Raw genomic sequence first — 25,368 nt, forward strand, 5'->3', positions numbered from 1 at the left:
AAGACATCGCGCTCTCCCATCCGAATCCTCTCAGATAGGAGCATCACCCTGCAACTGTAATGCTAGCAATAATGGGTTGGCATGATCGACAAGGATGGGTCGTCATGACCCTACCTTCACGCGTTTCCCATTCTGGTCACGCCGTTGCGGTGAGCGTTTGAGGCCCAGGTAACCACCTGCAGGCATCCTGACCCTGAGCCATGTAATGCGTATCGGCTCCGTCATGCCCCCACATGACACGCCCCGCTGCCATCCCCTGTCAGGCAGCGGGGCAGCATGGCGGTAACTGCCCATTAACCCTGACTCGGCTTGATCCTGTCTTCTCCCAAGCGACAGGGATCTCAGTGGCATCAACTCCCCTTCGGCCTACGGCTGCGGCCCTTGCGCGGTACCCAATCCCGGCTGGGCTGATCGCGTCCCTCTACCGTGCGGATGAGGGCGAGTTCGCCGCGCTGGTCGCCCCGCTGTCGGAGTATGCCCGCGCCCGGATCGCAGCCTACTGCGTCGAGAAGGAGCGATTGCACCTGCTGGCCCTAAAGGTTGCCAGCAACTGCGCAGAGGCCGTCTTGGTGAAGGCCGCTGGGGTGGAGATCGGGGCTGCCCTGTTTGCGCAATCGCGCGTCGAAGAGGTCATCCAGACGGCGTTGCATCCCGTGCCGGCTCAGGAACCGATGACTGCTCCCATGCAGATCATTGAGTTTGCGGCTGCCGATTGGATGTCTGATGCCGACGAGTGTTCCGAGGCGGCCTAGCTGCGAACAGAAAGATCACTGTCAAGCCTGTTTCATATGGTTAAGCTTTGATAGGCTCCTGGCCGTGGACATGGAGGAGCCGAGATGCCGACAGCCCTAGCCACAAAAGTCAATTTGCAGCGTGAGACTGCCTCGCGGACCCAGGCGCGTCGAGGCGAACTGATGGGCTACCGCTCCAGCGCCAGAGGCAGGAGTGTCGAAGACCTGGCGCGATATGGTGGTGGCCTCACCGGCCGCGAACTGATCGAGATAGCGAAGATGGCTCGCCACGAGCCGGCCGGCACCTGAACTCGGCGACGTGCAGCCTACCAACCAGAGTGATCCCGCTATTCACTCTTACAGGCTGCACCTCGAACGTCATCCTCGGACCGAAGGTCAGTTCCAGTGAGCGATCCGCCAGCATGGCAACCTGATCCAGCGGTCTGATCCTCAGTAGTCTTCTGAGGCCAAGGCGCGAAGAACCGGCTTGGAGGTAACCGAGCGCCTACCGCAGGAGGGGAACGAGTCGGTGTGCAGCAGGCGTGATGGCCGATCCATGCCTTTGGAACCTCCGAGACCTCATCGCTCTTTTGAGCTTCGTCGCAGGCAACTGGCATCAGCCGATGCCTCGGCGCACGAAGCTGACTGGGACGAACGACTATGAGCACCGGTACTGTTAAGTGGTTCAACGAGACCAAGGGCTACGGCTTCATTCAGCCTGATGACGGGGGTAAGGACGTGTTCGTCCACATCTCCGCTGTCGAGCGCGCTGGCTTGCGCAATCTCATCGAAGGCCAGAAGGTTTCCTACGATGTAGAAGCCGACCGGCGATCCGGCAAGGAGAGCGCAGCAAACCTGAGATCCGCTTAGGCAGACCTGGCCGAGAGAATGTCCCGCTGACTCAGAAATAGAAATCGGACAGCGGGGCAGCTCCGCGGGCAGCGACGTTGGGTATTGTGCAACAGGATCGCTTCGCCAGTTGGCGACGTTGATGCTCTGCCGCGCTCTGCGGCCGGAGCATTGCATGTACAATCCCTTCTTCGCCTCTATGGTGCTCGCGCTGGAAGCGCAGCGAGTGATCGAGTTGCGGCTGGTTCGCTTGGCGTGGGGTGGTCGCGAAGGCCGCGCCGAGATGCACTCCATGGTGTCCGAGAAGGTGTGGGCGGCCGTTGAAGCGACAGGCACCATGATGCTCGGTGGCACTCCAAATCAGATCATTGCCCGCTACCGCGAGCACGTGGCCGAGAACACGAAGCGCCTCACGGCCGCTTGAGCCTCCTGCCGGGACGCGTCAAGCGGCTGGTCCTGCCAGCCTATGCCAATGACGATCGATGGTATCCATCAGCACAGGCATGAACGGCGAGGATGCATTCAGGCGAGTAACGGCCTTGCTGAGGGCGTCCAACGCCTCGGTCTGCGCGTCGAGCCCTTGCACGGGCGCAAGGTAGGCCCAGACAGCCTCGTCTACTGCGCCAACGCTGGCTGGCTGCTCATTGGCGAGAAGAGCCTCGAAAGTCTGCACGGTTTGCTCAAGGGTAGCCATACCGGGAGTATGGCTCGGGGTAGGTGCCCATTGAACCCCCGACAGGGTAACCGCAGCGTACGTTGCAGCTGCAGCCCTGGATTGTGCGGCCCGTGAACACGTGCAGGCACCGCCCTTCCTTCAAGTTAAGTAGTTTCTGTGCACGGCAACTAACTTGTGCGCAATCTATGGCTTGGAATTAGGCATAACTGAGAATTGGCATACAAAATTTCTTGCAGGTTGGGCAGCTAAATGCTTTGGGCGGTTCCGAGGGGCACAACTCGGATGACCGAAATGCTAGAAGAAGCGCAGGAGACCACTCCTGATTTCATCGAACTCGCAGCAGAAATCGTGTCGGCCTACGTGGCGAACAACCCGGTTCCTGTCGCTGAGTTGCCGACTCTGATCGGCAATGTGCACACGGCCTTGAACGGTCTCGCGACAGGATCGGCTTCGGTCGCTATGGTCGCAGAAGTTCAGAAGGCGACCACGGCCCAGATCCGCAAGTCGATCACGCCGGCCGCACTCATCAGCTTCATTGACGGCAAGCCCTATAAGACGCTCAAGCGCCACCTTACCGGCCACGGGCTCGATCCGCACAGCTACCGCGAGCAGTACGGCCTCCCACGGGACTACCCGATGGTAGCGGCGAGCTACGCGGCACAGCGCTCGGAGTTGGCAAAGGCAATTGGTTTGGGCCGACCCGGCGCGCAAACTCAGACAGAGCAGCCGAAAACGCGTGGCCGCCGCAAGGCTAGCTGATCTGCTCGGACTGCTCAGGCCGGCGGGATCGCGCCTGAGTAGTTTGCCCCCTGCGTAACTCGCAGGCGGACGATGGCGGCTCGCAACCGAATTAGAGAGGCTGCAACCTTAACGTGCGTCGGGGTTGCAGTGCGAACGCCAGATAACAAACCGGTTTGGCTCCGGAAGCTTTTGGAGCGGCGGCTTGCTCACGGAGGCAGCTCCAGGGTTGTTCGATGGATCGCCTTCTCCGCTGGTTGTACGAAGCTCGCCCCCTTCGGAGCCGGGCAGGAGAGCGGTGCCGGTGCTATTCACACTGAGATCGGCAACGTCATATCGTTCCCGTCCCGGTCACCGCCGCATTAGGGGTCCGCTAACCCTGACAAGCCACCATTGGGGCATGTCCAAGCGTTACAAAAAGGTTGCTAGAGGAGCCTTATGGCTCACAGCTCTGGCCATCTGTGGGTTTGCTGCCGTTCTGCTGGTGGACGCGAACCGGACCGGGCAACAGTTGGTGTCAGCGCGTGCCGGGAGCGATCCGGACACGACTGGCTCTGTCGATCAAAAATCGAGGCGGTGGTGCGGGGCTGCCTCATGGTGCCGCTGAGGTGCGCAGTTCTCCGGTGACGGATACGATCTGTTAACCATGCGGCCGCTTGTCTGATTGTATCTAGTCAGCAGGTGCCACCGTGATCCAAACGCGTTTGACCAGCTTCAACGACCTGAACGCCGACTGCCCCGTTCCGCTCGACACGCTCGGCCGGCTCTACCGCGCTGAGGCCGAGGCGCTGCCCGGCCTTGTCGCTGGCATCCCGGAGCGGACGCGGGCACGCCTGGCAGCCTTCCTCTACAGCCGCAGCCACACTCACGAACTCGGGTTGAGGGTCGCGGCCACGTGCGATGAGAGCGCCCTGAAGCGGGAGGAAGGTGGGCTGGGCGAAGCGATCTACGCACAGTCGCGTCAGCGCTACGCTCGGCCGCCCCACGGAGAGGTCCGCTTCGCTCCGGTGAAGAAGATCAGCCTCGCAGGATCACGATTTGTCGGCGGCCGGTTCGCAGATTAAAATTGCCAACTCGCTGCCGAACCTTCGCCGCAGATTGCGCCGACGTTGTCCGTGCTGGTCATCTGATCGGAGCAGGACGCCGATGCGATTTCAGGTTTTGGCCCTCAGCGCTCTAGCCGCCCTCGCCTGCCTTCTCGGCTCGACACTTGCGCAGCAGGGTGCGCGCTCGCCGACAGAGGCGAACAAGCCCGCTCCAAGCACACGGGGGGCTATCAACGATGAAACCATGACTGACGTTGATCCTGCCGTTCTCACTCAGTGCAAGGACAGCGCCGCGACGAAGAGGCTGAAAGGAGCCGCGCGCGATGAGTTCATGCGCTCCTGCGTCACCCCGGAGGATTGAGGAAGGACGGCGGCACTTCTCAGTTGGTCACGAGTTCCACCCCGGTCCGCCGACTGGAAGGCCGCCATGGGCATCCTGCAGAACGTCTTTGATCGCTTCAGTCAGACCGTGAAGGCCTACACCGGGGACGATGCCTTGATGCAAGCGGCTGTCTCCGCAGCGTCGAACGTCATCGTGGCCGATGGTGAGGTCGCGAGCGAGGAGTTCGAGACGGCGCTCCTTGGCATGCGCGCCAACCCGATCCTGGAGAAGGGCTACGACACGCTGATGCTGGAAGAGGAGCTGTATCAGGGCATCGCGCGCGCTCGGACGCGCGCCGGTCGGGTCGAGAACCTGCGCCGGGTCGCCGCCATCGCCGATCGGCCTGAGGAGCAGCGCCAGAACGTGTTCCTGATCGCCGCGGATGTGGCCGACCATGACGGCATCAGCGAGATCGAGGGCAAAGCTCTGGCGGAGATTGCAACCGCCCTATCGGTCGATAAGACTGCCCTTCTGGCAACAGCTCGGGTTTTACCTTCGGCGTCCTGAGGCCGGGAGGTTCGCATCTGTTTCAGCTTCCGTTGTGCCCGCAACCCATGCTTTGTTCCCCATCTCGGCCAGGCTCCCCTCGACTTGAATGGGCATTCATTCATGGGAGACAGGCCTAATGATCCTCGTGTCTCTTGGATTGCTGGCTAGCCGCATAGCGCAGCGACACGCTCGCCGATTTTCTCGGCGGTCAGGAACGCGTCCGGATGGTCGCCGTAGAGAGCAGCATAGGGCATGCCCGGCACCTTCGCCTCGTCCAGATCCTGCACGAGCGCCAAGCCGCCACTCTCATGGATGGCGAGCAGTCCATCGGTGCCGTCGTCTCCGTAGCCGCTGAGAACGATCCCGACGACGCGCTCCCGGTAGGTTTCTGCCGCTGAGATGAATAGCGGGTCTGCCGCCGGGCGCACGTGGTTGACCTTTGGCCCTTGATCCAGCCGGATGCGACCCGTCTCCAGTCGCATGTGCCAACCTGGTGGGGCCACGTAGACGTGCCCCTGCTCAATCGGCGTGTCATCCTCTGCATGCACGACAGCGAGATCCGTCAGCACCCCGAGCAACGCGGGAAGAACGGCTTGGTTAGGGCCGACGTGCAGGACGATGAACACCGAAGCCGAACATGGAACCGGCAGTGCTGAGACGATCTGCTTGAGGGGATCGAGGCTGCCGGCCGAGGCCGCGATGACGATGATGCGCTGCATAGCTGTCTTAACTTATGTGAGCCAGCAGACGATCCACTCGCATGACGATCATGCCCGTCTGTGCTCTGCAGCCGCAGCCGTTAGAACAGCCCGGTGCAGTCATCAGAAGCCTCCAACGATGAAGCGGAGGGGCCTCAACGCTCCTCGGAGACCAGCTTCGGAGCCTTGATCTCGGAACGGGTCAGTTCTTGAATGGGCGAGCGCGCCCGGCCCGACTTCTGCGAGATTGCAGCATCCTGCTCTTCAATCAGGAGGCGTGCAGGCTCGTCGCCGTCGAGGCCGCCCAGGATCTCCATCGGAACACGTCGATTGGATTTGCGAGAGCCATCCTCGTAGATCACGTCGAACAGCACCGAGCCCCGCTCCTGCGGGAGTTGTCTGACACGCTTGCTCATCACAAACTGATTGGTTGGGTCAGCGCTACGCGGACCTAGAAATGCCAACGGCCACGGATGGCAGGACTGAGTGCGCGTACATCCGGCGTCACCCCATCCCGGCATCGTGGCCGTCTCCGATCAAGCAACGCTTGGCTGCGACCGGCATGTCCCCGATATGGGCTTGGCGTGGTTAATTATCAATGAAAGGGCTTCCTGCCTGGGTGGCATGCAGCGCTTTAGGCTGCTCGCGGTACGCTCTTTCTGCGAGCACTCTCGAAAGCACCATCGGTGGCCGCGATGACGTCGTCGGGCGCAAGATGATGGATCATGTGGCCCATGCCAGGAACGACGATGAACTCACTGCCCGGCAGCTCGCGATGGAGCCGTGCAGACTGGCGTCCTACGTCGGCGATCTGATCATCTGCTCCCGTGACGATAACCACTGGCAGCTTCAATTCCCGGTAATGCTCCTGAAGCTCCATGGCGGAGGGAGTCATCAGGGCAGCATCCTCAGCTGACGCGCGCAGCTGCAAGGGACGCAGCATCATGTCCTTCGGGAACTCGCGGTCAAAGCGCTCCGGCACCTCGGCCGGCGCGAACATGCCCTTGATCATCCCCGCAAGCAGGACGCGCCCGACCACGGGGGAGACCGTGTAGCGCAGCACGTCACCGATCACCGGGATCGCGGGGGGGGACGCGAGGATCACGTCGGCCCGCAGCGTCGGATAGTAGTAGCCGGATGCCAGGACGAGGCTGCGCACGAGCTGCGGGGCATGAAGGGCGAGAGCGACGGCTACCAGCGTTCCCCATGAATGCCCAAGCACCACGGCCTGCGTGATCCCGAGTTGCTGCAGCGCCTTCTGGAACAGCGTCGCATGGGCTCTCGGTGTCCAAAGGCCTCGCGGACGGTCACTGTAGCCGTAACCGGGGCGGTCGATGATGACACGGTAGCGCTTGGCGAGGTCATCGACGATGCCGCTGATCAGGAAGTCCTGGATCATCGTGCCGTTGCCGTGGATGAGCACCAGCGGCTCGCCTTGGCCGCGTTCGACATAGTGCAGGCGCACACCGTCCACGGTGATGAAGTCGCCGATAGGTGGAGTGCACTTTTCTGCTTCGCGCGTCTTTGAGGCTGCATAGAGCGCCGAGGCTCCGAGCGCTGCGGCGGACCCCAGCAGGGTCGGAACAAGCCAAGTGCGGGTGTTGGAGCGACGCGTCATCGTGGGATCCTGGGTGTGAGGAGGCCTGCGCCCTGATCGAACGGATCAGCCTGGAGCGATGCAGCCTGTTCGGCCTGTGAGGTTGGCTCCGCGCTAGGCGGCCCTCAGGCGTTTGGTGTTGGCAGCTACGTGCTCGCGGTAGCGCAAGATCACCACCTCCGGTGTGCCGCCGGTCATCAGCGTTCCGGCCGCCTCGATGCTGGCGCCGATCTTCTCGGAGACCATGGACTGCATCTCGGCATTCGCCTCGCGTCCGCCCCACGCGATCCGGACAAGGCGAAGTTCGATCACCTTCTGCGCCTCGAAGGCCAGCATCAGGGAATTGAAGAAGTGATTGTACATAGGGGCACTCCGCGCCGCACGACACGGCAGTTTTTAGTAGGAAGGTCACTTGGTGGGTTCGCCTACCCAGGGATCGTTGATGATCGATGCCTACGGCAGCGCTCCGATCATGCCCTTGGGGCCGGCTACCGCGGCGGCGCGGGGCCCGGCAGAGAGCGTCCTGTTCAACCAACGGTACACGGATCGAAATGTTGCACCGCAACATAAGTCAATTTGCGCTGCAATCTCTGAGTGCGGCGTTGTCCCTGATCATCGGAGTTCCGCCGGACGGATACACCCACCCTCCCACTGCGCATTGATGGCGGGGCAACTGAGTCGTTTCTCAAGTCCGGAAATGTTCTGGCTGTCGGCGCAACCTCAGCCTGCGGTCCTGCTGACAATTGGCGCATTGGCTGGGGGAGCCTTCGCCTTCTTCGTCGTCTACGTTGTGGGTCTCGTCGTCACGGGGGTGAGCTGGCTGGCCCTGCTTCACGATCTGCGACTGCGGAGCGTCTGGGCTGTCCTGCTGGAGGTGGCGTTGTTCGCCTCCGCAGCCGGCATGATCGTGTTCAGCGCGTCGGACGCCGTGAAGAACCACTTCGTCTACAGCGCCTGCGTCTTCGCGCTGCTGTTCTGCCTCACGTTCTGGCCTTTCCTACGTCACTGCATCCGCCATCGTCGCTGGCCCGACTAGGACGCCTTCAGCATCCGGGCGACAATCTCCTCAGGGGTCTCGGGCTCGCGTGGGTTCAGGCGCTGGCGCATCTCCTTGCCGGTCTTGAAGGCGACGTTCTTCTTCTCGTCCACCGCGACGCTCTCGCCGGTTCTCGGGTTGCGCCCCTGCCACGCCCGTGTCGCCTTCACCGAGAAGGCGCCGAAGCCCCGTATCTCCACGCGGTCGCCATTCGCGAGCGCTTCCGCGATGGTCCCGAGGATCGTGTTCACGACGGCCTCGCACTCCCTCTCGTAGAGGTGCGGGTTCATCTCGGCGATGCGTGTGACGAGCTCGGATCGGATCATGGCCGGCAAGAAGCCCGAACGCCCCAGGGCTTTCAAGGGGAAACCCCGACAACCACCCCAGTCACACCCGCAAACAAGATGCCGGAACGGCAGGGTCGCCTTGGGGGCAATGGCTCATCACAGCCGGCGCGGGTGGTGGACGCGCCCAAAGCCATGCGGTGAGATCATGAAGCCGGACGATGGAACGAACGCGGTCAGACACCTGGCTGGGTGAGGAGAGTGACGACCTCAAGAAAGCCAATCAGCGCCGCCACGGCGATCCTCAACCCTGCAGGAGCTTGACGTTGGTTGTCGTTGCAGGCGCCCGGCAGATCCCAACGTGCGTGGGCCGCATGCTGGAAACCGACGAGCACGGCTCGGCGTGGTCCCTGCATCTCAGACAGCCCTTTGCGCGACATCCAGCGAGGTGACGAGGAAATGGATGGGGGTCAACGCGACGGGTTGAACCAGAGAGTGAAAGCCAAGTGGCGCCAGCGGATGACGAGCTATGGCCAGCTTTGCTGTCATGCCGGGGAAGAGCTGGACTGGGGCCCGGGCGCATGAACCGCTGTCGAGATCCGTTGTTTGCTCCAGTGAACGATCAAGATTTTTGAGGAGCGCCTGATGACAAATCCCAGTATGCCCACCCCCGGCGGACCAGACCTGCCAACGCCGGGTGAACCGCCGCCGGTAGAGCCGATGCCCGGTGACCTGCCGCCGACTCCAGCGCCCGATGATCCGGTGCCGGGTGACCCAGCCGGTCCCGACGTGCAACCGGGCGATCCAGTCAGGCCACAGCCCTCATTGTGAGGCAGCCGTCGAGTATAGTCCCCCGCAAGCGGGGGATGCCGAACCGGGATCAGGCGTCAGGCCGTCTCGCCGGCGGCTGACTGCTTCTCTGGCCCTGCCAGCAGGCGGTCTGATATCTACTCGGCAGCACCGTTCTCGTTCTCACAATCGGGGCAAGTAGGGAACGGCATCCAATCCGTGAAAGCGTCATTGGAATGGCCATGTTCGCAAGAGGCGACATGCCAGGGCTGGGCATCACCGAAACGCGTCGGGTCCCACCGCACGACCGCTCTCAAATCAGGTTCTTGTCGGTTGATCGCGATAATCCATCGTCCATCGTGAGGAGCCCGATCCATAGGCCTCCAGCTATCCATGGCACGCTCCTATGGAAGGTCTGAGAGCGCCGAGTACAGAGAGGATTAGCCTTCCTCCTCTTCAGGCTGATCCATGTTCTGTTCTACTTCGTCATGGACGTAGCCCGCCATCCAATCAGCGCTTTCCTGCGAACCAGCCCGGTAGGGATTAGCCGAGACAGTCTTGCCGGCTAGCTTTGCAGCTTTGCCTTCCTGCATGGCTGGTGTGAGGTCGTCTGCCATGTCCCCGCTCTCCCGCTCGGCACCCAACATCGCGAAGAAGTACTACCCGCCTGGGCCGTTGCTGCCAGTATTTCCTATCTGCCGCCCTGGAAGCGCTGTGTTGCTGGCAACCCGGAGCCAACACACCCATCGCAGCTCTGTTCAGATTACCGCTGACATCCGTCCGGACGCCGAGGAAGACTGAGATAGATCTGTCCGAACCATGCAGACCTATTTGTCCTTTTCCCGTTCGGCCCGAGCTTCCTTAGCCTTATCGGCTTCGGTCTCTCCGGGTCCTTTGGTGGAGGGGCCGGGAGAACTGCCACTGCCGGGATGGCCCTGCAGGTCATCAATGTTACCTAAGCCGCCTTCCTTCGGCGTGCTGCTCTTGCTCGAACCGGATTTCTCTGGTGGCCGCATGGCTTCCTCCGATTATTTATTACCCTAAGCCAAGAGCCCAGATCACTCGATGTTCCGAGAGGGACTCCCTGTGACCATCACTCGGAGATTGCCTATCATCACTCCGGCTGCGCCTAAAGCATTGCGATGCGAATGGAGTGCAAGGCTGCCGCTGAGAGGTTGGAGCAGCGAGGCAGAGCCTGCTTCGTGCAAGGCGGCGCTCGTGAGAGCCGTTGCGTTGAACGGATTAGATCCTCTGTGGTTGTAGTGGGATGTCGAACTCGCACTGCCCAGGTTCGGGTCCTTACGCCCGTCTCCGCGACCGCATCGCTCTCATCATCGCGCTCGAAGAGGTGGCGATCTCAGCTCTGTCGGACGGGTTAGCGGCGATCCGCAAGCAATGCCCGGATGAGGATGTCTCAGACCTCGAACATGCCGTCCGTGCTCACCGCATCGGCATTCTGAAACAGCGCGCTGTTCTGGGTGGATTGGGGATTGAGGTCTGATGACACCTCCCATCCCCTTCGTTGTGCGTGCCGCGACAGCGCGCGGCAACATCACATACAACTGCTCGACGCCTGAATGGGCTCTCAGGAAGCTGCGCGACTTCCTGAAGGCAGGACACAGTGACATCAGCATCATCGCTCCTCGTGGCCAGATACTGACACAGGCGGCCCTCGCGGAAATGGTCGAGGGGTCGCCAGCATCGTCTGCCGGCGGAGCGCCTGTAGATCTTGATGCGCCTAACACGCCTGCTCTGACGGCTTAGCATCGCGCCCTGGCACTTACAGGCTCATAGAGGCCCTTGTAGGTCATCAGATCCTCGGTACCGTTGAGAGTTGAAGCACGGGTTCTATCCTTCATCACGGCACAAGGAACGACCTGGCGCGGGAAAGTGGAAGTGATGGTGTTCTTCCTCGGCATCGGTGGCCCTTGGATCATCCTGATGATCCTCGACCTCTTCTGGACGAAGCAGCACCTCGAAGCGCCACCACCGAAGCAACCTGGGAGATGGCAGCAGCGTTTAGGCCACCTGCTTCAGAGGCGCGAAAAACCCTCGCGACCTGTCCGCGTGCTGAGGCCGGCGTCGAGAGGCGGTGACGATGAAGCCGCCTTACCTTCATCCTACGGGTATCTGTATCGAAGGCTCAGCGAGGGTACCGCCGAGACATAGCCAAACCCATCAGTCGCGTATGGGGCAGGAACCAGCCGAACCTCCAAGTTTTAACAGCCGAAGGTGCAGCGAAGCCCGGCCCACAATGGGCTCAGCCTCCCACCTGAGAGGAGGCCTGCATGAGTCTAATTCTCTTCTTGGTCTTTGTCGGCCCGTACCTTGGCCTGGCCGTGTTGGACTACCTTCGCATGCGGAAGGATCCTCCGCGGCATCAGCCAAGCGATCAGGCACCTGCTTCACCACTCATGTCCGGCTGACTTTCCGCCTCCTGTAACGCAAGCTGCAGGGCCGACATCTCCGCGATCCTGACGGCGACGTGGTGCGCCTCATCCTTCGAAATCCGGCCAGTGCCACTTCGGCGCTCAGGGGCGCCAGTGAAGTACGCGTGTGCCACAGCGAAGCCGTCAGCATCCTCGATACGGAACGCCTCCTCAAGCTCGACGGGGATGCAAGGTGCGGGGAAGCGGCAGGACTCGCTCACGCAGAATGCCAATCGAAGTCGCTCAGGCTGCTCGACTTTGAGTTAGCAAAGCTGCCATCGCCTGCTTCAACATACCAGCCTGATCGACAAGCAAGCGCGCCACCCCCAACATCTCGCCAGCCGCACTGCCTGCCGTCTGTGCCGCGCTACTGACCCCGCCGATGCTACCAGCTACCTGCTGGGTGCTCGACGCAGCGCGATGCACGTTGCCGGCAATTTCCTGCGTAGCCGCACGCTGCTGATCAATCGCTGCTGCCATGCTAGCGGCCACGCGATCCATTTCTCCGATCATCGAGGCGATCTGCCCTATGGCGCTCACAGCATTGTTCGTGGCGCTCTGCATCGCACCGACCTGTGCCGTGATTTCCTCGGTAGCCTTCGCCGTTTGACCGGCAAGGCCTTTCACTTCAGCCGCCACGACCGCAAAACCCCGTCCAGCATCGCCTGCGCGGGCCGCCTCAATGGTGGCGTTGAGAGCTAGGAGGTTGGTCTGGCTCGCGATGCTGCTGATCAACGCAACGACATCGCCGATCCGGCTTGCCGAGCCCGAGAGGCCTTGGACAGTGGCATCGGTCTGCTGTGCGGCTTCGTTCGCGACCCCCGCGATCTGAGCGGCGCGGGCCACCTGCTGGGAGACGTCGCTGAGCGAGGCCGAGAGTTCCTCGGCGGCTGCGGCAACTCCGTCGACGTTGTATGAGGCCTCCTGCGAGGCGCCGGCTGCTGTGAGCGCCAGCTTCGAAGTCTCGCTTGTCGCGCCGACCATCATTTCGGCGCGGCTCGTGACCGTGCCTGCACCGCTGGTTACGCCATCGACAATGGTCTGCACCGTGCCCTGAAAACCTTCCAGCCGCGCCAGCGCGCGCTGTCTTTCCTCCTCCTGGACCCGCGCATAGGTCTCCAAGAGGAGTTCGAGATCGAACCATGCCACCTTCTCGATAACCGATGCGAGAGCTTGTCCCCTGACGATCTGGCCGAGATTGAGGTGCGTGTTGACCCCGGACGAAAGGGGGCGGTCGAGCCCAAGTTCCTTCAGGATCGCGCGAGAGACCGTGAAGTGACACACTGCGACCGCGTAGGCTGGGACGCCGTGTCGACTGAAGGCGCTCGCCAATCGCTCGGCAGAAGCTTGAAACCCCTCCTCCAGGTCACCGGCAGCAGCACGCACCCAATGTGCCACGCGTGCCTCGTGCACGTCAGGCAGCATGAGGGCACGCTGGATTTCAGGCCAACTAGCGAATTGAGCATGCAACTCAGCCAGCAACTGCGGCATACGTGCTCGCGCGAAAGCGGCATGCTCCTGGAGCAAGAGAATATCTTTATCGGAGATGTGGAATGCAGCTAACCGCTTCTGCTGATCTATCTCAATCATGATCGCCCGCTTTGCGTAAGAGAAAACGAGCGGAAAGATTTAGCGCTTAGCCCGCAGCCGAATGAACGGCCATGTAGAATGTCAGCGTCGTAACCTTGCGATCTCGTTCATATTTATATTTAGGGACAAAGTTTGATGTTAAGTTAACGATCAATCGGAGCAAACTATAACATATGTTGAGGCGCAAATCTGTGATGCCAACGAATTTTTCAAAATCTAAACCTATGGTTTAATAATTGGAAGCTCGGCCCTAGCCCCTATTGATTGTAAATGGCATTTGGTGCAGGTCTTTCATGGTGGAAAAATCCTAATTGCGCCTGCGTATTGTATACTAGTAGACAATGGATCTAGGGGGCAACGATGTCGGTAACGGCACGTCTGGCAAAGGCGTTGGACGTATCGGAAGCCTTGCTGCAAGGGGCGGCGCCCCAAAAGGGGGAGGCTGCCAAAGTGTCAAAAGTGGTGGAGAGCACGAAGCTTGTACGTGCCTTCGCGGAGGTCAATGATCCACAAGCGCGTCAGATTTGTATTGCCTTTGTTCGCGGAATGGCAGCCCAAGGCACAAAGGAAGGTCAGTAGGCTGGCAAGCACAGAGTGTTCTGCAGTCACTGGAAAAACGCCGCGAAGCTCTGTCACAAAAAATCTAAATGCATGATGGATAAAAGTAATCTTTGGAGAATAGTATGGCGAACATAGTTCGCCAAGCGGAGCGCTGGAAACGGCATTCCACTCCTCCAAAGACACTCGCAAGCTATGAGGAACCGGGCTGGGAGTTCCAAGAACTGGAGTATGGTCCAGGTGGCGCTTGGGATATTGTGACAGCGAAGCTCCACATAGCCTCGCATCTTGATCCGCTTCTACAACGGATAGGACCGGCAAGCGCGCCCTTTCTGCTTGTACCCCCAAGTGCCGCAGTGAGCGCACCAGGTGACTGTTTGGCAGGTGCCTGGGAGGGTAACGGGCGAAGCCAGCACATCCTAATTTCTGCTGGATTTGTTGCAACTACGGTGGGGAGTGATGTCAGCGCGCAAACTGTGAGCCGTCGTCGTTTCGCCCGCACGAGAGAGTTGGACAGCCGAGATCAAATTATTAGTCACCTTCTTGAGGCTCTAAGCCTTGAGATAAGAAATGGAAATCCAAGCGGATCTTTGTTTCTTCAAGCAATAGTAGCAACTCTGATTTATCAAGCGCTAAACATATCGACCTTTAAATCAACAAACTCGCCAAATGCCGCCTTGTCTAACGAGCATCTTGGGTTGGTTTTTGACTTAATGGACAGCCAAATGGCTGGGCGCCCGAGCCTTGTAGAATTTGCTTCCCTTTTAGGCGTGAGCGTCCAATATTTCTGCCGGGCTTTCAAAATGTCAACTGGCCTATCACCGCATCAGCATATGCTTAGGAGACGGGTCGAGTTTGCACGAGCCATGATTGAGACAGGGAGCATGCCGCTCAGTCATGTCGCTCAGGCCGCGGGTTTCGCGGACCAAAGTCAGATGGCAGTGACCTTCAGGAAGGTTCTCAAAGCCTCACCGTCACATTTTCGCCACGGCAAGACAGCTTCGGAATGAGCCCACTCCATATTATTTTCAAATTTCACAAACGGTTTCAGATCTGACAAGACCAATCCCCGTACTCGGCCTATGTCTCATATATTAAACAAAAAAGGGGCATGGGATGAAACGCCGAGCAGCCGCTCTGTTGGCTTCAGCAAGTCTCCTGGCGCTTAGTAGCGGCAGCAGCTTTGCTCAGTCGAGCTACTACACGGGTCTTTATGGGTTTGGCGACAGCCTCACGGACAACGGTCGTATCCCGCGCGAAGTCAATGGCTACAGTCCAACGGGAACGCTCGACGCGCAGCGCGGCACACGCCTCTACGAGGGCGGTCGTTGGTCGAATGCACCAGGGTATTTCGAGCAGCTACCTGCGCGCATTGGAACGCCTTACAATCCGAGCAACGACTACGCGATTGGCGGCGCCGCTTCCGTTCATCAAGACCCCAGTCCATTCGCGTCTCCTGCCTTCGCCTGGGGCGTGCCAGATCAGATTGATCAGTTCACGGCTCGCACGGGTCGGTTCGGACCACGTGATCTCGCGCTTCTCTGGATCGGCTACAACGATCTGAGCCAAATCCCAGTTGCCGGCACGGCCGCCCAGAGAGCGACCGGCGTTTCATCGATCCTGTCCAACAACATCACCGCTCTCAATCGTCTTGTCGGACTCGGCGCGCGTGAGTTGCTGGTCTTCAATCAGCAGACCTTCCGCGGGAACAACCGCGATCTCGCTGCCTCTTTCAACGCTCAGTTCCCCATGCTGCTGGAGCCCTTGTCCGCGCAGGGCATCAACGTCCACTACTTTGACGTCGACAGCCTGCTGAACCGCTTGCGGGCAAACCCTACGGCCTTCGGCTACATTCCGCAGGCTGCCACCGGGAATTGCAGCGCAGACCCGGCGTGCGCGCCTATCGGCTACCTGAATGGGGGCGCGGCCGAGAACCAGTACATCTCGGTTGATGGCGTCCACCTGACGGCGAAGACGAATGGCTACATCGCCGCCTTCGTGTCCAATCAGCTGAACGCGCCACTGACCATTGGCCCGCAGGCCGACCTCGGGCAAGCTGCCGGTCTGGCCTTTTCTTCGACGCTCATCGACTTCCTCAGCGCCGAACGGCGACGGAACATGGCCATGTCGGTGCCCGCGGCCTTTGCGGCCGATCTGCCAGGACGTACTGCCCCGCCCTCGACAATCCCCATCCAAGTCGGCAGCCCCCTTTCGCTCTTCGCACTCGGCACCTACGCAGCCGTTGACCGCACCGCGCAGAACCGTGCATCCGGAAGCGTCGGAAGCACCTACGGTGCCGACTTCGGCGGTGTCACAGCCGGCCTGATGTACCAGGCGACCCCGAACCTCGTGCTCGGCGCCGCCTTCAACTACCTCAACACCTCCGTTGACTTGCGCGGTCTGAGCAACGGTCGGATCGACCTCGACAGCTTCCAGGGCGCTGGGTTTGCCTCGCTGTCGTTCCCGAACTTCTTCGCCGACGCGGCCTTCACGTATGGCAGCAACAACTACAGCGTGAACCGGCCTGGTGTGCTGAACGACCGGCTCTCCGCCGCGCCGGGCGGCGACACCTTCACGGCTTCGGCTCGGGTGGGCTACCTGTTCGACTTCGGGACCTTCAAAGCCGGCCCCGTCGGCGAGGTCGCCTACGCCAACGTGCATGTCGATGCCTACCGCGAGAACGGAGATCCGCTGCTGGCCATCGGTGTGCGGGGGCAGAACCTCGAAGGCCTGACCGCTGGTGGTGGTCTCCAGATCCGCACGACCCTGCCGGCATTCGGCGGCTTGGTCAGCCCGTTCCTCAACGTGACCGCGCAGCACGACTTCCTGGATGGCATACGCACGGTCACGTCGTTTCAGACTTACGCGCCAGCGTTACTGATCCGCACTCAGACCGGCCGGTTCAGCGATGACGTATACGGCCGCGTGGCTGGCGGCCTTGACTTGGACCTCGGCAATGGCTTGAGCGGCGTCATCACTGGCTCGACCAGCTTCGCGCGGTCAGGCGGCGACGACCATACCGTGAGCGCTGGTCTGCGCTATCGCTTCTGAGCCTAACCATTCCCCAGTGAGGAGCACCTTGGCCCGGCCTGATCAGCCGGGCCTTTTTGTCTTGGCTCACCGCCAATCCTTGAAGCGTGACCCATTGTTGGCATGCCCCTCCGGTGCGATAGCGACGGGTGCTGCGCTTGCCATCACAAGGCCACGTGCGCTTTTCACCTACTTTGGAAGGCGGGTAAGCCGTGGTCGCCAGATGCCGAGCACAACGTTGGCGGTGGCGATTGCGAGCAGCACCCACAGCGTGTTGCGCTCCGCTACAAGTGATCCGGCGAGCGTCGCGGGATCGACCCGTCCCGCCAAGGCACCGGCGCTGAGTTCGGCTTCCTGCTGCATCGGGCCCAGAACGCCGACGAAGCCGCTCTCGAAGACCAGGATGCCGGTCGCAGCCTTCAGCCACGCCCAGCCGGCGTCATGAAAGCCTCGATGTAGACCAATCGTCAGAAGACCGGCAATCAGCGTCAGCCCAAGCGACGGGAAAAAGATCCAGGTGGCAATGGCGCCCATCGTGCCGCGCATCAAGGCATACTCGGCCAAAGAGGACGGCGAAGGAGCGAGGCTCAGCATGACGAGCAGGGACGCCATCGCGCCCATGAGGCCGATAGCCCCCATCGTATGGAGGAATTTTAGAAGGCGTCGCAATGTGTCTCGGTAGTTGCCCCGACTGGCACGCTGGAACCCTACCGCAATCGAAGGGATCGAGGTAGCTGATCCCTCATTCTATGACGTAGTGCTGGCCCTCAGTGAAGCGACTTCGCAATTGCTATCGCTCGATAGGGCTTGCTTCAGCAAAAATCCGTTGAGAGGGGGCACAGGTACGGGGCGAGATACTTATGAGTTCGTCTCGGGCTCGCCGTCGAACAGTTTGTCGTAGCGGTCGCTCAAAGCCGCGAGCTGCCCCCGTAGCCCCAGTGCCTTCACCCTGTGATGACGAGCGCTGCCGCGGACGTTGGCAGCGTCGTTGGGCCTATCGCTCTCCTCCAGGACTCCGGCAATCCGCATGAGTTCGTCGGCAAACGCCTCATGAACGGCGATGTCCCTGACCGTCACGAACATGAGGTCGAGCATCGCCCCGCGCAGAACCGCCCCCCTTGTTGGGTTTGACCATAGCGCCTCGTTTCCGCGCGCGCGAGGCTGGAACGTTCCAAAGCCTATCCGGAGCCGAGTTGAGTATGCCCGCTTGCGGAGACTACAAATAGGCAAAGAAAAACGCGCCCTCGCTTTCGGGGGCGCGTTCAAGTTGGCTCGTGGTCTCAGGAACGAGCCGACGTAACCGTAGCACGCTGGGATACCAGATGCCGTATCCCTGCGGGCACACCGTAGGAGCGTTGGCTGCCACACGTTGCAGGGCGAACGATCATCCAGAACCGGCGTTGACGCACGGAACGGAAGCCCGAGGGTGGCTCGCATGATAGAGAACGTCGAGGACGATTTCGCCCGCTACACCTTCACGGTCTACCCGCCGCCAACACCCGGCCTACCCTGGCTGTCGGTCTGCATTGGACCGGATGGATACGTTCTCGACTCGGAAGCTTTCCACACCGGTGAAGAGGCAGATACGGTCACGCAAAAGGCCCAAGAGGTTCTGCTGGACAGCATCATGCAGAAGCACAGGCCGCCGGCTGACGCCGTGATGCATTAGGCTGCAGCCCTATGCCAACGACGCTGCCTTCTCGCAGATTGAGGCGGAAGCCTCCGGATCGGTTGATCGTCGGCCTCGTCGCCATGCTGATCGCGCTGATGGTTCTGGAATTGGTTGAGCCGTCCGTCATAGACACATCAGCGACTGCGACAGGAGACGAGAACCCCTTCTCCGAGATTGCTTCCGAATAGGCACGCTAGCGCTCGTCTTGAGCGGGCGCACATCGCTCTACAGCTGGAGCTGACGCAAAGCCACCGACCGCGCCACTCGTCGAAGCGAGCGTTATTTCGTAATCCGCTTTGGAGAAATCGGATCGCTGCCGGGGAAGGTCTCTTCGACGGCTTGATCCAAGAGCTTGTCCTGACGCTCTTCTAGGTTCTCACCAGGGGCATGTTGGTCGGGAGCAGCACCTGCGGCATGGTCCGCCTTCGTCTCCGGTATCCCGCGCTTGCCTTTATCGTCATGACTGACGGCTGAGCCTGCGCCGGTATTCTCTGCATCCAGTTCCTGTTCGGCCTCCAACCAGTGATCATTCTCGTGTCCCGGAGGAGAGCCTTCTCGCTGCCAGATCTCGTAGGCGCGTGCCCTGATCCTGTCGTCTCGGTCGTCACCCACGCTGATGCTCCTGTAGCTTGACCGTCGGGCCGGCAAAAAATGGGCAGCAGGCCCCACAACCCCGGACGATACCGCGCGTTTCCCTCCTTCAACAGTGGCGACCGCGCCCGCGGTTAGCCTATGCCTTGGACGGCACCGGACGAGGAGGGCGGCATGCAATTGATTGTTACCGGAAGAAAGAACGGAAGAGCCGTATCTTTCAAACAGGCCTCTACCACCTCAGCGCTCCAAAAAGCGCAGAAACTTCAGGGCGAAGGGCTCGACGGAGTTCATATCACGGATATTACTGGGCGAGCGTACGGGCTGAATGAGTTCGCTGCCTGCTTTGTTCGTTCAGTATTGTAGGCTGACAACCGCGCAGCGTCTCTCGATCTACAGAGGTCACGAGATGAGCAAAAGGGCTGGGTTACCCCAGCCATTTCCCGTATGGCTACGGAAGCCGTGAGTTGGCGGCATAACTTTGAGCCGTTAGCCTTTCGGCGAGGGCGGCTCGTCGGTCTCCTCAATCAGCAATGCGGCAGGATCGTCGCGGAAGCCGCTAATACCTGCGTCCGGCACCGGCGAGGCGGGCGTTCCAAATGGGTGGGTCGGATAAGCCTGGACGAACTTTGCTCGTGCCTCGTCAGGATCCTTAGCCTTGAGGGTGATCACGGGCGATGTCGGTATCGGCCAGCGCGGATCGGCAGGATCTTTCGGCCTCACAGCGTACCAAGTCATGTCGTCTTGCAACTCCGCTCAGCTCTGACGGCGCTACTGCACGCTTATAGCTTGAGAAGCTGAAACGTGATGGCTCGGTTCCTCAGGTTCTACGCGTCGCGAACGAGGCGCTCCATCGCTGCAAGCCCATCGGCCTTGGCCCGCGCAGCGGTCCGATGAGAGCGGTCGCTGCGCTGGATCAGCTGACCGTGCTTGCGAATTTCCCATGTGCAGTAGCCCACAGGCCTGAACGCGAGACCGATCTCCAGAGTGAACGGATGAGCATCGTTCGTAATCTGCACAGCCGATCCGCTGGATGACTTACGCGGCAAGCTTGGTGACGGCCGGCACATTCTCGTTGCTGGCTGTGAGCTGAACGGGGGCAGAAGCGGCAATTTCAAGCTTCGGAGTCAGGCCATCGGCGGCAAGGGTGACCAGCGAAACGTTGGCTGCGACAGCAGCAGCGAGAGCGGCGGCAAGCACAGCGATCATCAGCATTCGTCCTCTAAGGCGTCGGTGCTGAAGAGAAGATGGCACCCTGCAGCCAGATCTGGTATGCCACATTCCAGGGGCCGCTTATGCTCTGAACGCATGATCATAGATTGGATTGCTTCGAGGTCTGCGTTGCGGTTGGGAGAACCGTTATCGTGTTGTCACGCACTCCCAAGCTTCCGCCGCAGCTTCAGTGCAGGGAGGGGAGGCCTCACGAGCCGGCGCTGACGGCTCTGGTCAGGCTCATGGAACAGACCTGTCCTCCTCCGCCCGCCACCAGCCTACCGGACAATATCCGCGAAATGCTGATGCGCCTGCACACACAAGGGAAACCGAAGCAAGCCCTTTTCATTGCAGGAACATCACCACCCGAAAGTGGTCGCCCTCGGCAGAAAACTTGAACCTGCAGGCGCGACCGGCGCCATCGCCGCCAACGCCGTGTTGACGTTGTTTAAATACTGACCCTGGCTAGCTGCGACCGCCCCGCCGTTGCTCTGGTTCGTTCCGTTGACCGCGAAGGTGGGCATGGGGACGTAGCCCGTGAACGGGTTGGTCCCCGTCAGCATCAGGGATGTGTTGGCCGCCGCCTGTGCGCCCTGGTTGATGCTGTCGACCTGCGAATTCAAATACGCCTGCTCCGACGAGTAGGGGTCGAAGAGCGCGCCGCCGCCGATGTCCACGCCGCCGTACTGCACCGAGCCGCCGTTGTAGGTGATGCCGGAGCCGAGCGGCTGGCCGTCGTTCACCGGACTCTTGGCCCCTGGGCCCGGAAGGCTCGTGCTGCTGTACTTGCCGAAGGCGTAGGGGCCGACATCAGGGCTGAAGGTAGCCTGCCGCCCCTCGGCGGCGCCATTGGTCAGGTAGTGCGCCAATGGGTCAACGCCAGCCGCCTTCACGTCCGGGTTGGCGTTGAAGTAGCTCGTCGGATCGAAGCCAGCCCCGAGCGGCCCGAGGCCATTCCCGAGCGAGCGGCCCTCGTTGTAGCCGTAGGTTTCGTAGTGACCCAGCGGGTTGCCGGCCCATGATGAATTCGCCACGTCGGGGTTCGCGAGCAGGTAGGCGCTCGGCTCGAAGCCCCTGAACGCGGTGGCGGGGTTGGCAGCGCCGCCGATGCTGTTCGCCGGGTTCGTGTTGCCGGTGCCCGTGACGCCACTGGGGCCGACCAGCATGGCATCCCGCAGGAAGTCGGCAGGATTGACGCCGAACTGGCTTCCGAAGGCAGTGGCGGCGGTCTGGAAGCCGCCCGTGCCTTGCAGAGCCTGCACCTCGGGCGCCTGAAACATCTGCGCGAGGATCGTTGGGAGCGACTGGCCCGCATCGATCTGCTGATCCCACGCCTGCAAGGTTGGAGTGTCGACGCCACGGCCGAGGAACGAGGCGAACTGATCGGCTGCCGGACGAAGCGTGTTCACCTCGGTCGGGCTCAAGCCATAGGTCGACGTGAATTTGTTGACGAGGTTCGATAATTCCGGCGCGCCGTAGGTCTGCACCTCGGGTGCGCCGAGCAACTGAGCCTCCAGAATGCTTTTCGGGGCGCCGCTCGCAATCTGCTGCGTGAAGTAATTCAACCCCGACGTGTCGTCCGCGAGGTTCCTGCCGGTGAGCGTCGCGAATTCTGAGGCGAACGGCGCGAGCGTGCTGGCGTACTGCGACAGGCGCGGGGCCTGCGTCCTGGCTACGCTATACCCAGCACAAGGGCCGCAACTCGAAGCCCATGACCTTGGAGGTCCCTCTTCTCCCAGTCCTGCGAGCCGCCATCGACGCCTGTCCGAGCGCCCACCTGACGTTCCTCGTCACTGAGCGCGGTCAGCCCTTCACCTCAAACGGCTTCGGCAACAAGATGAAGGACTGGTGCAAGGAAGCTGGCCTGTCCCACTGCTCATCGCACGGTCTGCGCAAAGCGGGGGCGACACTCGCGGCCGAGAACGGCGCCACTGAGCGACAGTTGATGGCAATGTTCGGCTGGCGGACGTCGAAGATGGCCGAGCTCTACACCCGCAAGGCTGAGCAGAAGCGGCTTGCCGGTGGAGCAATGCACCTAATCGATTTCGAGCGGGAAGCCGGCTCTGATAGTGTCCCACTTTCGCCTTTTCAGCGAGCCGGTGGGACTTTCAGCGGAAAAATCGCAACGAAATCAATGGCGATTTCAACGATTGGTGCCCAGGAAAGGACTGTCAGCTTTCGCAACAAAATCAAACAAAAACAGATACTTGGACCACGACCTCACGAGCCCTTTGTACCACCACTTTGTATCACCGTCGATGCCATTCTCAGGCATGCCACGCTTCGCATGAAGCGCGGGCAAACACCGATCCGCAGATGGCGTTCGATCCCGAAGCCGCGCTACGTCAATGTCTTGCGAGACCGGATCCTTTCCCCGGCGATCATTTGAGCCCGGTTCAGGCCATCCCGCCTCATTGCGGCATCTCGGCCGGCATGGGACCATGACCGTTGGATCGACCCGGTGGGGTGGGAGTCGCTTCTGGCGTGTTGTCGCCCTTCTGACTGGGTCCGGTCACGCCATGTACCGGCTGCTCGGAGAGCTGCTGACGCGTGGTGGCGAGCTTGCTCTGAGCGTCCGCGAGTTCCCGGCGCGTGGATTTCAGACGGTCGTCAAGATCCGCCAGCTCCTTGTTCCTCGCCGCCATGTTTTCCGTGAGCGTTGCCAGCTGAGCCTGTGCCTCCGCGTGATGCTTCTTTAAACCTTGGAGCTCGAATGCCAGCCGCTCACGCTCTCCCGTCTGTCTTCTGACCGCCTCTTCCGCTTGTGCCCGCTCGGAGGTGATTCGGTCTCGCTCAGATTGCACGCCGGCTAGGTTCTTCTGAGCGGCGGCCAGCGTCTCGTGGGCTTGCTGGAGCTGCTGCTCGGTCTGCTTGAGGTCGGACGTGAGCTTGTCCCGACCTCCCCTCAGGTCCGCGACCGCTTTTTCGAGCTCGGTCTGCTGCTGAGAGAGCCTCTCAGCGTCGGCCTTGGTCACAGCAAGCTGTTTCTGCGTAGCGGTCGCTGCGTCCTGCGCCTGCTTGTGAGCCCCTTCAATCTGCTTCAGATCGGCCGTCCTCGCTGCCACGTCGCGTGAAAGGCCAGCGAAATCGTCGCGCAGCTTGGTCTCCTGCTGGCGAGCCTCCGCGACCTGGTCATGGGTTTGCTTGAGTTGCTGCTCCGCCCCCTTGATCTCAGCCGCCAGCCTGTCACGGTTGGCTGTCAGGCCGGTGATGACCTGCTGAATCTCAGTCCGTTGCTGAGAGAGGCGCTCGGCTTCTCCGCGGGCTTCAGTCAGCTTACGTTGCGCGGCATCCATGACATCAAGGACCTGCCGCCGATGCTGTTCGGTTTCCGTGAGCGCAGCGGTTTTGGAGCCGGCCTCCTGGGTCAAGGTGGCGATTTCGTTGCGGAGCTTGGCATCCTGCTGGCGAGCTTCTTCCAGCTTTCGGCCAGCCTCAGCGACCTCCTGCGTGTGGGTCTTGGCGGCCTGCACAGCGAGGGCGGCAGCGGCTTGAAGCGCAGCCAGGTTCTGCTCAGCCTGCTGGCCCTGAGTCTGCAATTCGGTAAGCCGCTGGGTCTGCGCTGCCGTCGCCTGCTCGACCTCGCTCGCTTTCCGCTCGGCTTCCTTCCTGCGCTCCTCCAAGCTCGTAATCTGAGCCTTCGTTAGCGCGGCAGTCTGGTCCGCCTCCTTGATGTGCTGTTCCCCGGTGACGATCCTTGCCTGAACCTCCGCGGCTGAACCGGCCAGAGCCTTGAGCCGATCCAGTTCGGATCGGATCCCCCCCTGAATCTGCAGAAGCGTGGTGATTTGCTCCTGATGTTTCTGGCGTCCCCGCTCACGATTGCCCACTTGAACGAGCGTAACGATCAGCAGCAGCCCGGCAATGGCTGCGAGGGCAAGCGTGACGGGTCGGCGAAGCTCCGAGCGAATGTCGAATGCCATGTGGCTGTCTCGCTTGCTTACGAGGGAAATGCAGGAACTAACGCAAGATGACGGGCGGGGGTCCACTCAGGGTTTCTGTGGCGGCTCAGCTCCCCCTTCAAGGGCTTCAGCTGTGCTGTCTCGCGCAGCTCACCGCTTGTCGCGTTTCGGACGTTCCCTTGAATTCTCAGCTGGCTGCCCCCTTTGATCTTCGAAGGGCCCGAAGTCGCCCCCACGCAGGGAAGCCAATGAGCAAGACACAGCTCGGCGATGATGACTTGGCGCTTCCCGCCGCGCTGACGCTGTGGCCGCACGATGCGACTTCGAAGGCCGTCGAGCCGCGGGACCTGCCCAGCCTGCGTGAGGCCCTGCGAGAGGCTTACAGGGCGCTACGCGCCGGGACTGGCACCCCGTGGGTCATCACGGCTGGCGGTCTGATCCTCACACCTTCTGACCTGATGAACATGATGCCGCCTCTGTGATGTTAAACGCTGTGTCTCGTGCTGTTCCACCGCCCCTCAATTCAATCGCACGGTCATGCTCTGACGCTTTCAAAACGTACGCTGCTCAGCCCGATTTGGACGACAAATTCGCATACTTACCGAAGGCACTTGTGATGCGTCCGTCAGATTCAGGGTACTAGCGGCTTGCTGCGAGACGATGAACGGCGTGGCGGAGGCTCATCAGGCCCGCGAAGCTAGCAGCCATTCCTTCTAAGCCAGGCGGCCGCCGAGCGCCCCTCTCTGGCATGTGCCGCGCTAGTCCTCGCGCTCGCTGCTGTAGCTCATACGCCGCGCGACGTAGTCGCCTGAGCGAGACTGCTGGTCGAAGCTCAGCCATGCCAAGCCGAAGCCGAGGGCACCCGCAATGAGGAACCCGGTCATCGTAGTGCCGTCCACCTTTCCAACCTCCTGGCCGCCTTGCCGATAGTAACTGGAGCCGCGCTTCGAAACATCGTTCCAGGTGTCTGATGCTCGGTCGGTGACGTTCCGGAGCGTATCCCTGGCCTGATCTGACAGGCCTGCCCTCTGATCTGTTGGCCGCGGCTTGCGCAATCCCGGCTTGCCTG

At 61.2% G+C, this 25,368-nt stretch carries 33 protein-coding genes; 15 read left to right on the forward strand and 18 right to left on the reverse strand.

Translation table 11 applies throughout. The features are described from left to right. Positions 1–344 precede the first annotated feature (344 nt). From F6X53_RS19765 to F6X53_RS19780, 4 genes are all read left to right on the forward strand, one after another. Complete coding sequence (locus F6X53_RS19765; RefSeq protein ID WP_238296875.1) at positions 345–752, forward strand: hypothetical protein; 408 nt, start codon at positions 345–347, stop codon at positions 750–752. Positions 753–836: 84 nt separating this feature from the next. Continuing rightward, the gene (locus F6X53_RS19770; protein WP_151001913.1) at positions 837–1,040 is read left to right on the forward strand and encodes a hypothetical protein; all 204 of its coding nucleotides are present in this window, start codon (positions 837–839) and stop codon (positions 1,038–1,040) included. Between the two features lie 351 nt (positions 1,041–1,391). Continuing rightward, entirely contained in the window at positions 1,392–1,601 is a 210-nt protein-coding gene (locus F6X53_RS19775; RefSeq protein WP_151001914.1) for a cold-shock protein, read from the forward strand. Between the two features lie 154 nt (positions 1,602–1,755). After that, positions 1,756–2,004, forward strand: coding sequence for a hypothetical protein (locus F6X53_RS19780; RefSeq protein WP_151001915.1), 249 nt, complete (start codon positions 1,756–1,758; stop codon positions 2,002–2,004). A gap of 18 nt (positions 2,005–2,022) precedes the next feature. On the opposite strand, the gene F6X53_RS19785 is transcribed toward F6X53_RS19780, so the two are convergent. Beyond that, entirely contained in the window at positions 2,023–2,274 is a 252-nt protein-coding gene (locus F6X53_RS19785; protein WP_151001916.1) for a hypothetical protein, read from the reverse strand. A 273-nt stretch (positions 2,275–2,547) separates the two neighbouring features. On the opposite strand from F6X53_RS19785, the gene F6X53_RS19790 reads away from it, so the two are divergent. The 4 genes from F6X53_RS19790 to F6X53_RS19805 all read left to right on the forward strand — a co-directional run bounded on the left by F6X53_RS19790 (position 2,548) and on the right by F6X53_RS19805 (position 4,929). After that, on the forward strand, positions 2,548–3,015 hold the full coding sequence (locus F6X53_RS19790; protein WP_151001992.1) for a Ros/MucR family transcriptional regulator: 468 nt from the start codon (positions 2,548–2,550) through the stop codon (positions 3,013–3,015). 683 nt (positions 3,016–3,698) lie between these two features. Further along, on the forward strand, positions 3,699–4,058 hold the full coding sequence (locus F6X53_RS19795; RefSeq protein ID WP_238296873.1) for a hypothetical protein: 360 nt from the start codon (positions 3,699–3,701) through the stop codon (positions 4,056–4,058). Between the two features lie 226 nt (positions 4,059–4,284). Further along, the gene (locus F6X53_RS33240) at positions 4,285–4,401 is read left to right on the forward strand and encodes a PsiF family protein (protein ID WP_238296871.1); all 117 of its coding nucleotides are present in this window, start codon (positions 4,285–4,287) and stop codon (positions 4,399–4,401) included. A gap of 66 nt (positions 4,402–4,467) precedes the next feature. Further along, the gene (locus F6X53_RS19805) at positions 4,468–4,929 is read left to right on the forward strand and encodes a tellurite resistance TerB family protein (RefSeq protein ID WP_151001919.1); all 462 of its coding nucleotides are present in this window, start codon (positions 4,468–4,470) and stop codon (positions 4,927–4,929) included. A gap of 146 nt (positions 4,930–5,075) precedes the next feature. Here F6X53_RS19805 and F6X53_RS19810 read toward each other — a convergent pair whose 3' ends face one another. From F6X53_RS19810 to F6X53_RS19825, 4 genes are all read right to left on the reverse strand, one after another. Beyond that, the gene (locus F6X53_RS19810; RefSeq protein ID WP_151001920.1) at positions 5,076–5,630 is read right to left on the reverse strand and encodes a chemotaxis protein CheB; all 555 of its coding nucleotides are present in this window, start codon (positions 5,628–5,630) and stop codon (positions 5,076–5,078) included. Between the two features lie 134 nt (positions 5,631–5,764). Continuing rightward, on the reverse strand, positions 5,765–6,025 hold the full coding sequence (locus F6X53_RS19815; protein ID WP_151001921.1) for a hypothetical protein: 261 nt from the start codon (positions 6,023–6,025) through the stop codon (positions 5,765–5,767). A gap of 218 nt (positions 6,026–6,243) precedes the next feature. Next, the gene (locus F6X53_RS19820; RefSeq protein WP_151001922.1) at positions 6,244–7,227 is read right to left on the reverse strand and encodes an alpha/beta fold hydrolase; all 984 of its coding nucleotides are present in this window, start codon (positions 7,225–7,227) and stop codon (positions 6,244–6,246) included. A 93-nt stretch (positions 7,228–7,320) separates the two neighbouring features. Further along, positions 7,321–7,569, reverse strand: a complete 249-nt coding sequence (locus tag F6X53_RS19825; RefSeq protein WP_151001923.1) for a hypothetical protein — start codon at positions 7,567–7,569, stop codon at positions 7,321–7,323. Between the two features lie 388 nt (positions 7,570–7,957). Here F6X53_RS19825 and F6X53_RS19830 point away from each other — a divergent pair, with 388 nt between their 5' ends. Further along, positions 7,958–8,242, forward strand: coding sequence for a hypothetical protein (locus F6X53_RS19830; protein ID WP_151001924.1), 285 nt, complete (start codon positions 7,958–7,960; stop codon positions 8,240–8,242). Here the strand turns inward: F6X53_RS19830 and ihfB are convergent. The 4 genes from ihfB to F6X53_RS32520 form a co-directional block, all read right to left on the reverse strand. Next, on the reverse strand, positions 8,239–8,568 hold the full coding sequence (gene ihfB, locus F6X53_RS19835; protein WP_151001925.1) for an integration host factor subunit beta: 330 nt from the start codon (positions 8,566–8,568) through the stop codon (positions 8,239–8,241). The two genes, F6X53_RS19830 and ihfB, sit on opposite strands and share 4 nt — an antisense overlap. 194 nt (positions 8,569–8,762) lie before the next feature. Next, positions 8,763–8,921, reverse strand: a complete 159-nt coding sequence (locus F6X53_RS32510) for a hypothetical protein (RefSeq protein WP_191970912.1) — start codon at positions 8,919–8,921, stop codon at positions 8,763–8,765. A 22-nt stretch (positions 8,922–8,943) separates the two neighbouring features. Further along, positions 8,944–9,321, reverse strand: coding sequence for a hypothetical protein (locus tag F6X53_RS32515; RefSeq protein ID WP_191970913.1), 378 nt, complete (start codon positions 9,319–9,321; stop codon positions 8,944–8,946). A 434-nt stretch (positions 9,322–9,755) separates the two neighbouring features. Continuing rightward, positions 9,756–9,932 carry a ribosome modulation factor gene (locus F6X53_RS32520; protein ID WP_191970914.1) on the reverse strand — a complete coding sequence of 59 codons (177 nt, stop codon included), beginning with the start codon at positions 9,930–9,932 and terminating at the stop codon, positions 9,756–9,758. Between the two features lie 650 nt (positions 9,933–10,582). On the opposite strand from F6X53_RS32520, the gene F6X53_RS19850 reads away from it, so the two are divergent. Beyond that, positions 10,583–10,816 carry a hypothetical protein gene (locus tag F6X53_RS19850; RefSeq protein ID WP_151001928.1) on the forward strand — a complete coding sequence of 78 codons (234 nt, stop codon included), beginning with the start codon at positions 10,583–10,585 and terminating at the stop codon, positions 10,814–10,816. Positions 10,817–11,987: 1,171 nt separating this feature from the next. Here the strand turns inward: F6X53_RS19850 and F6X53_RS19855 are convergent. Then, complete coding sequence (locus tag F6X53_RS19855) at positions 11,988–13,334, reverse strand: methyl-accepting chemotaxis protein (RefSeq protein ID WP_151001929.1); 1,347 nt, start codon at positions 13,332–13,334, stop codon at positions 11,988–11,990. 683 nt (positions 13,335–14,017) lie between these two features. Here F6X53_RS19855 and F6X53_RS19860 point away from each other — a divergent pair. Both F6X53_RS19860 and F6X53_RS19865 read left to right on the forward strand, forming a co-directional pair. Then, on the forward strand, positions 14,018–14,902 hold the full coding sequence (locus F6X53_RS19860; protein ID WP_151001930.1) for a helix-turn-helix transcriptional regulator: 885 nt from the start codon (positions 14,018–14,020) through the stop codon (positions 14,900–14,902). 106 nt (positions 14,903–15,008) lie between these two features. Continuing rightward, positions 15,009–16,943 carry an autotransporter domain-containing protein gene (locus tag F6X53_RS19865; RefSeq protein WP_151001931.1) on the forward strand — a complete coding sequence of 645 codons (1,935 nt, stop codon included), beginning with the start codon at positions 15,009–15,011 and terminating at the stop codon, positions 16,941–16,943. 168 nt (positions 16,944–17,111) lie between these two features. Here F6X53_RS19865 and F6X53_RS19870 read toward each other — a convergent pair whose 3' ends face one another. Together F6X53_RS19870 and F6X53_RS19875 are read right to left on the reverse strand one after the other, a co-directional pair. Next, positions 17,112–17,591, reverse strand: coding sequence for a hypothetical protein (locus tag F6X53_RS19870; protein ID WP_151001932.1), 480 nt, complete (start codon positions 17,589–17,591; stop codon positions 17,112–17,114). A 189-nt stretch (positions 17,592–17,780) separates the two neighbouring features. Continuing rightward, positions 17,781–18,017, reverse strand: a complete 237-nt coding sequence (locus tag F6X53_RS19875) for a hypothetical protein (RefSeq protein WP_151001933.1) — start codon at positions 18,015–18,017, stop codon at positions 17,781–17,783. 340 nt (positions 18,018–18,357) lie between these two features. Between F6X53_RS19875 and F6X53_RS19880 the strand changes: the two genes are divergently transcribed. Further along, positions 18,358–18,591 carry a hypothetical protein gene (locus tag F6X53_RS19880; RefSeq protein WP_151001934.1) on the forward strand — a complete coding sequence of 78 codons (234 nt, stop codon included), beginning with the start codon at positions 18,358–18,360 and terminating at the stop codon, positions 18,589–18,591. A gap of 282 nt (positions 18,592–18,873) precedes the next feature. Here the strand turns inward: F6X53_RS19880 and F6X53_RS19885 are convergent, their stop codons facing one another. From F6X53_RS19885 to F6X53_RS19900, 4 genes are all read right to left on the reverse strand, one after another. Continuing rightward, a complete protein-coding gene (locus F6X53_RS19885) occupies positions 18,874–19,206 on the reverse strand; it encodes a DUF2934 domain-containing protein (protein WP_151001935.1) in 333 nt (110 codons plus the stop codon). A gap of 468 nt (positions 19,207–19,674) precedes the next feature. Beyond that, a complete protein-coding gene (locus F6X53_RS19890) occupies positions 19,675–19,857 on the reverse strand; it encodes a hypothetical protein (RefSeq protein WP_238296971.1) in 183 nt (60 codons plus the stop codon). Between the two features lie 366 nt (positions 19,858–20,223). Then, positions 20,224–20,400, reverse strand: coding sequence for a hypothetical protein (locus F6X53_RS32525; protein ID WP_191970922.1), 177 nt, complete (start codon positions 20,398–20,400; stop codon positions 20,224–20,226). Between the two features lie 356 nt (positions 20,401–20,756). After that, complete coding sequence (locus F6X53_RS19900; RefSeq protein WP_151001937.1) at positions 20,757–21,962, reverse strand: hypothetical protein; 1,206 nt, start codon at positions 21,960–21,962, stop codon at positions 20,757–20,759. Positions 21,963–22,108: 146 nt separating this feature from the next. Here F6X53_RS19900 and F6X53_RS19905 point away from each other — a divergent pair, with 146 nt between their 5' ends. Next, positions 22,109–22,786, forward strand: a complete 678-nt coding sequence (locus F6X53_RS19905; protein ID WP_151001938.1) for a tyrosine-type recombinase/integrase — start codon at positions 22,109–22,111, stop codon at positions 22,784–22,786. Between the two features lie 22 nt (positions 22,787–22,808). Here F6X53_RS19905 and F6X53_RS19910 read toward each other — a convergent pair whose 3' ends face one another. Beyond that, on the reverse strand, positions 22,809–24,320 hold the full coding sequence (locus F6X53_RS19910) for a coiled-coil domain-containing protein (protein WP_151001939.1): 1,512 nt from the start codon (positions 24,318–24,320) through the stop codon (positions 22,809–22,811). Positions 24,321–24,547: 227 nt separating this feature from the next. On the opposite strand from F6X53_RS19910, the gene F6X53_RS19915 reads away from it, so the two are divergent. Continuing rightward, positions 24,548–24,781, forward strand: a complete 234-nt coding sequence (locus tag F6X53_RS19915) for a hypothetical protein (RefSeq protein ID WP_151001940.1) — start codon at positions 24,548–24,550, stop codon at positions 24,779–24,781. A gap of 276 nt (positions 24,782–25,057) precedes the next feature. Here F6X53_RS19915 and F6X53_RS33710 read toward each other — a convergent pair whose 3' ends face one another. Next, positions 25,058–25,183 carry a hypothetical protein gene (locus F6X53_RS33710; protein WP_280526043.1) on the reverse strand — a complete coding sequence of 42 codons (126 nt, stop codon included), beginning with the start codon at positions 25,181–25,183 and terminating at the stop codon, positions 25,058–25,060. Positions 25,184–25,368 lie beyond the last annotated feature (185 nt).

It is taken from the genome of Methylobacterium soli, from assembly GCF_008806385.1.
Lineage (GTDB): Bacteria > Pseudomonadota > Alphaproteobacteria > Rhizobiales > Beijerinckiaceae > Methylobacterium > Methylobacterium soli.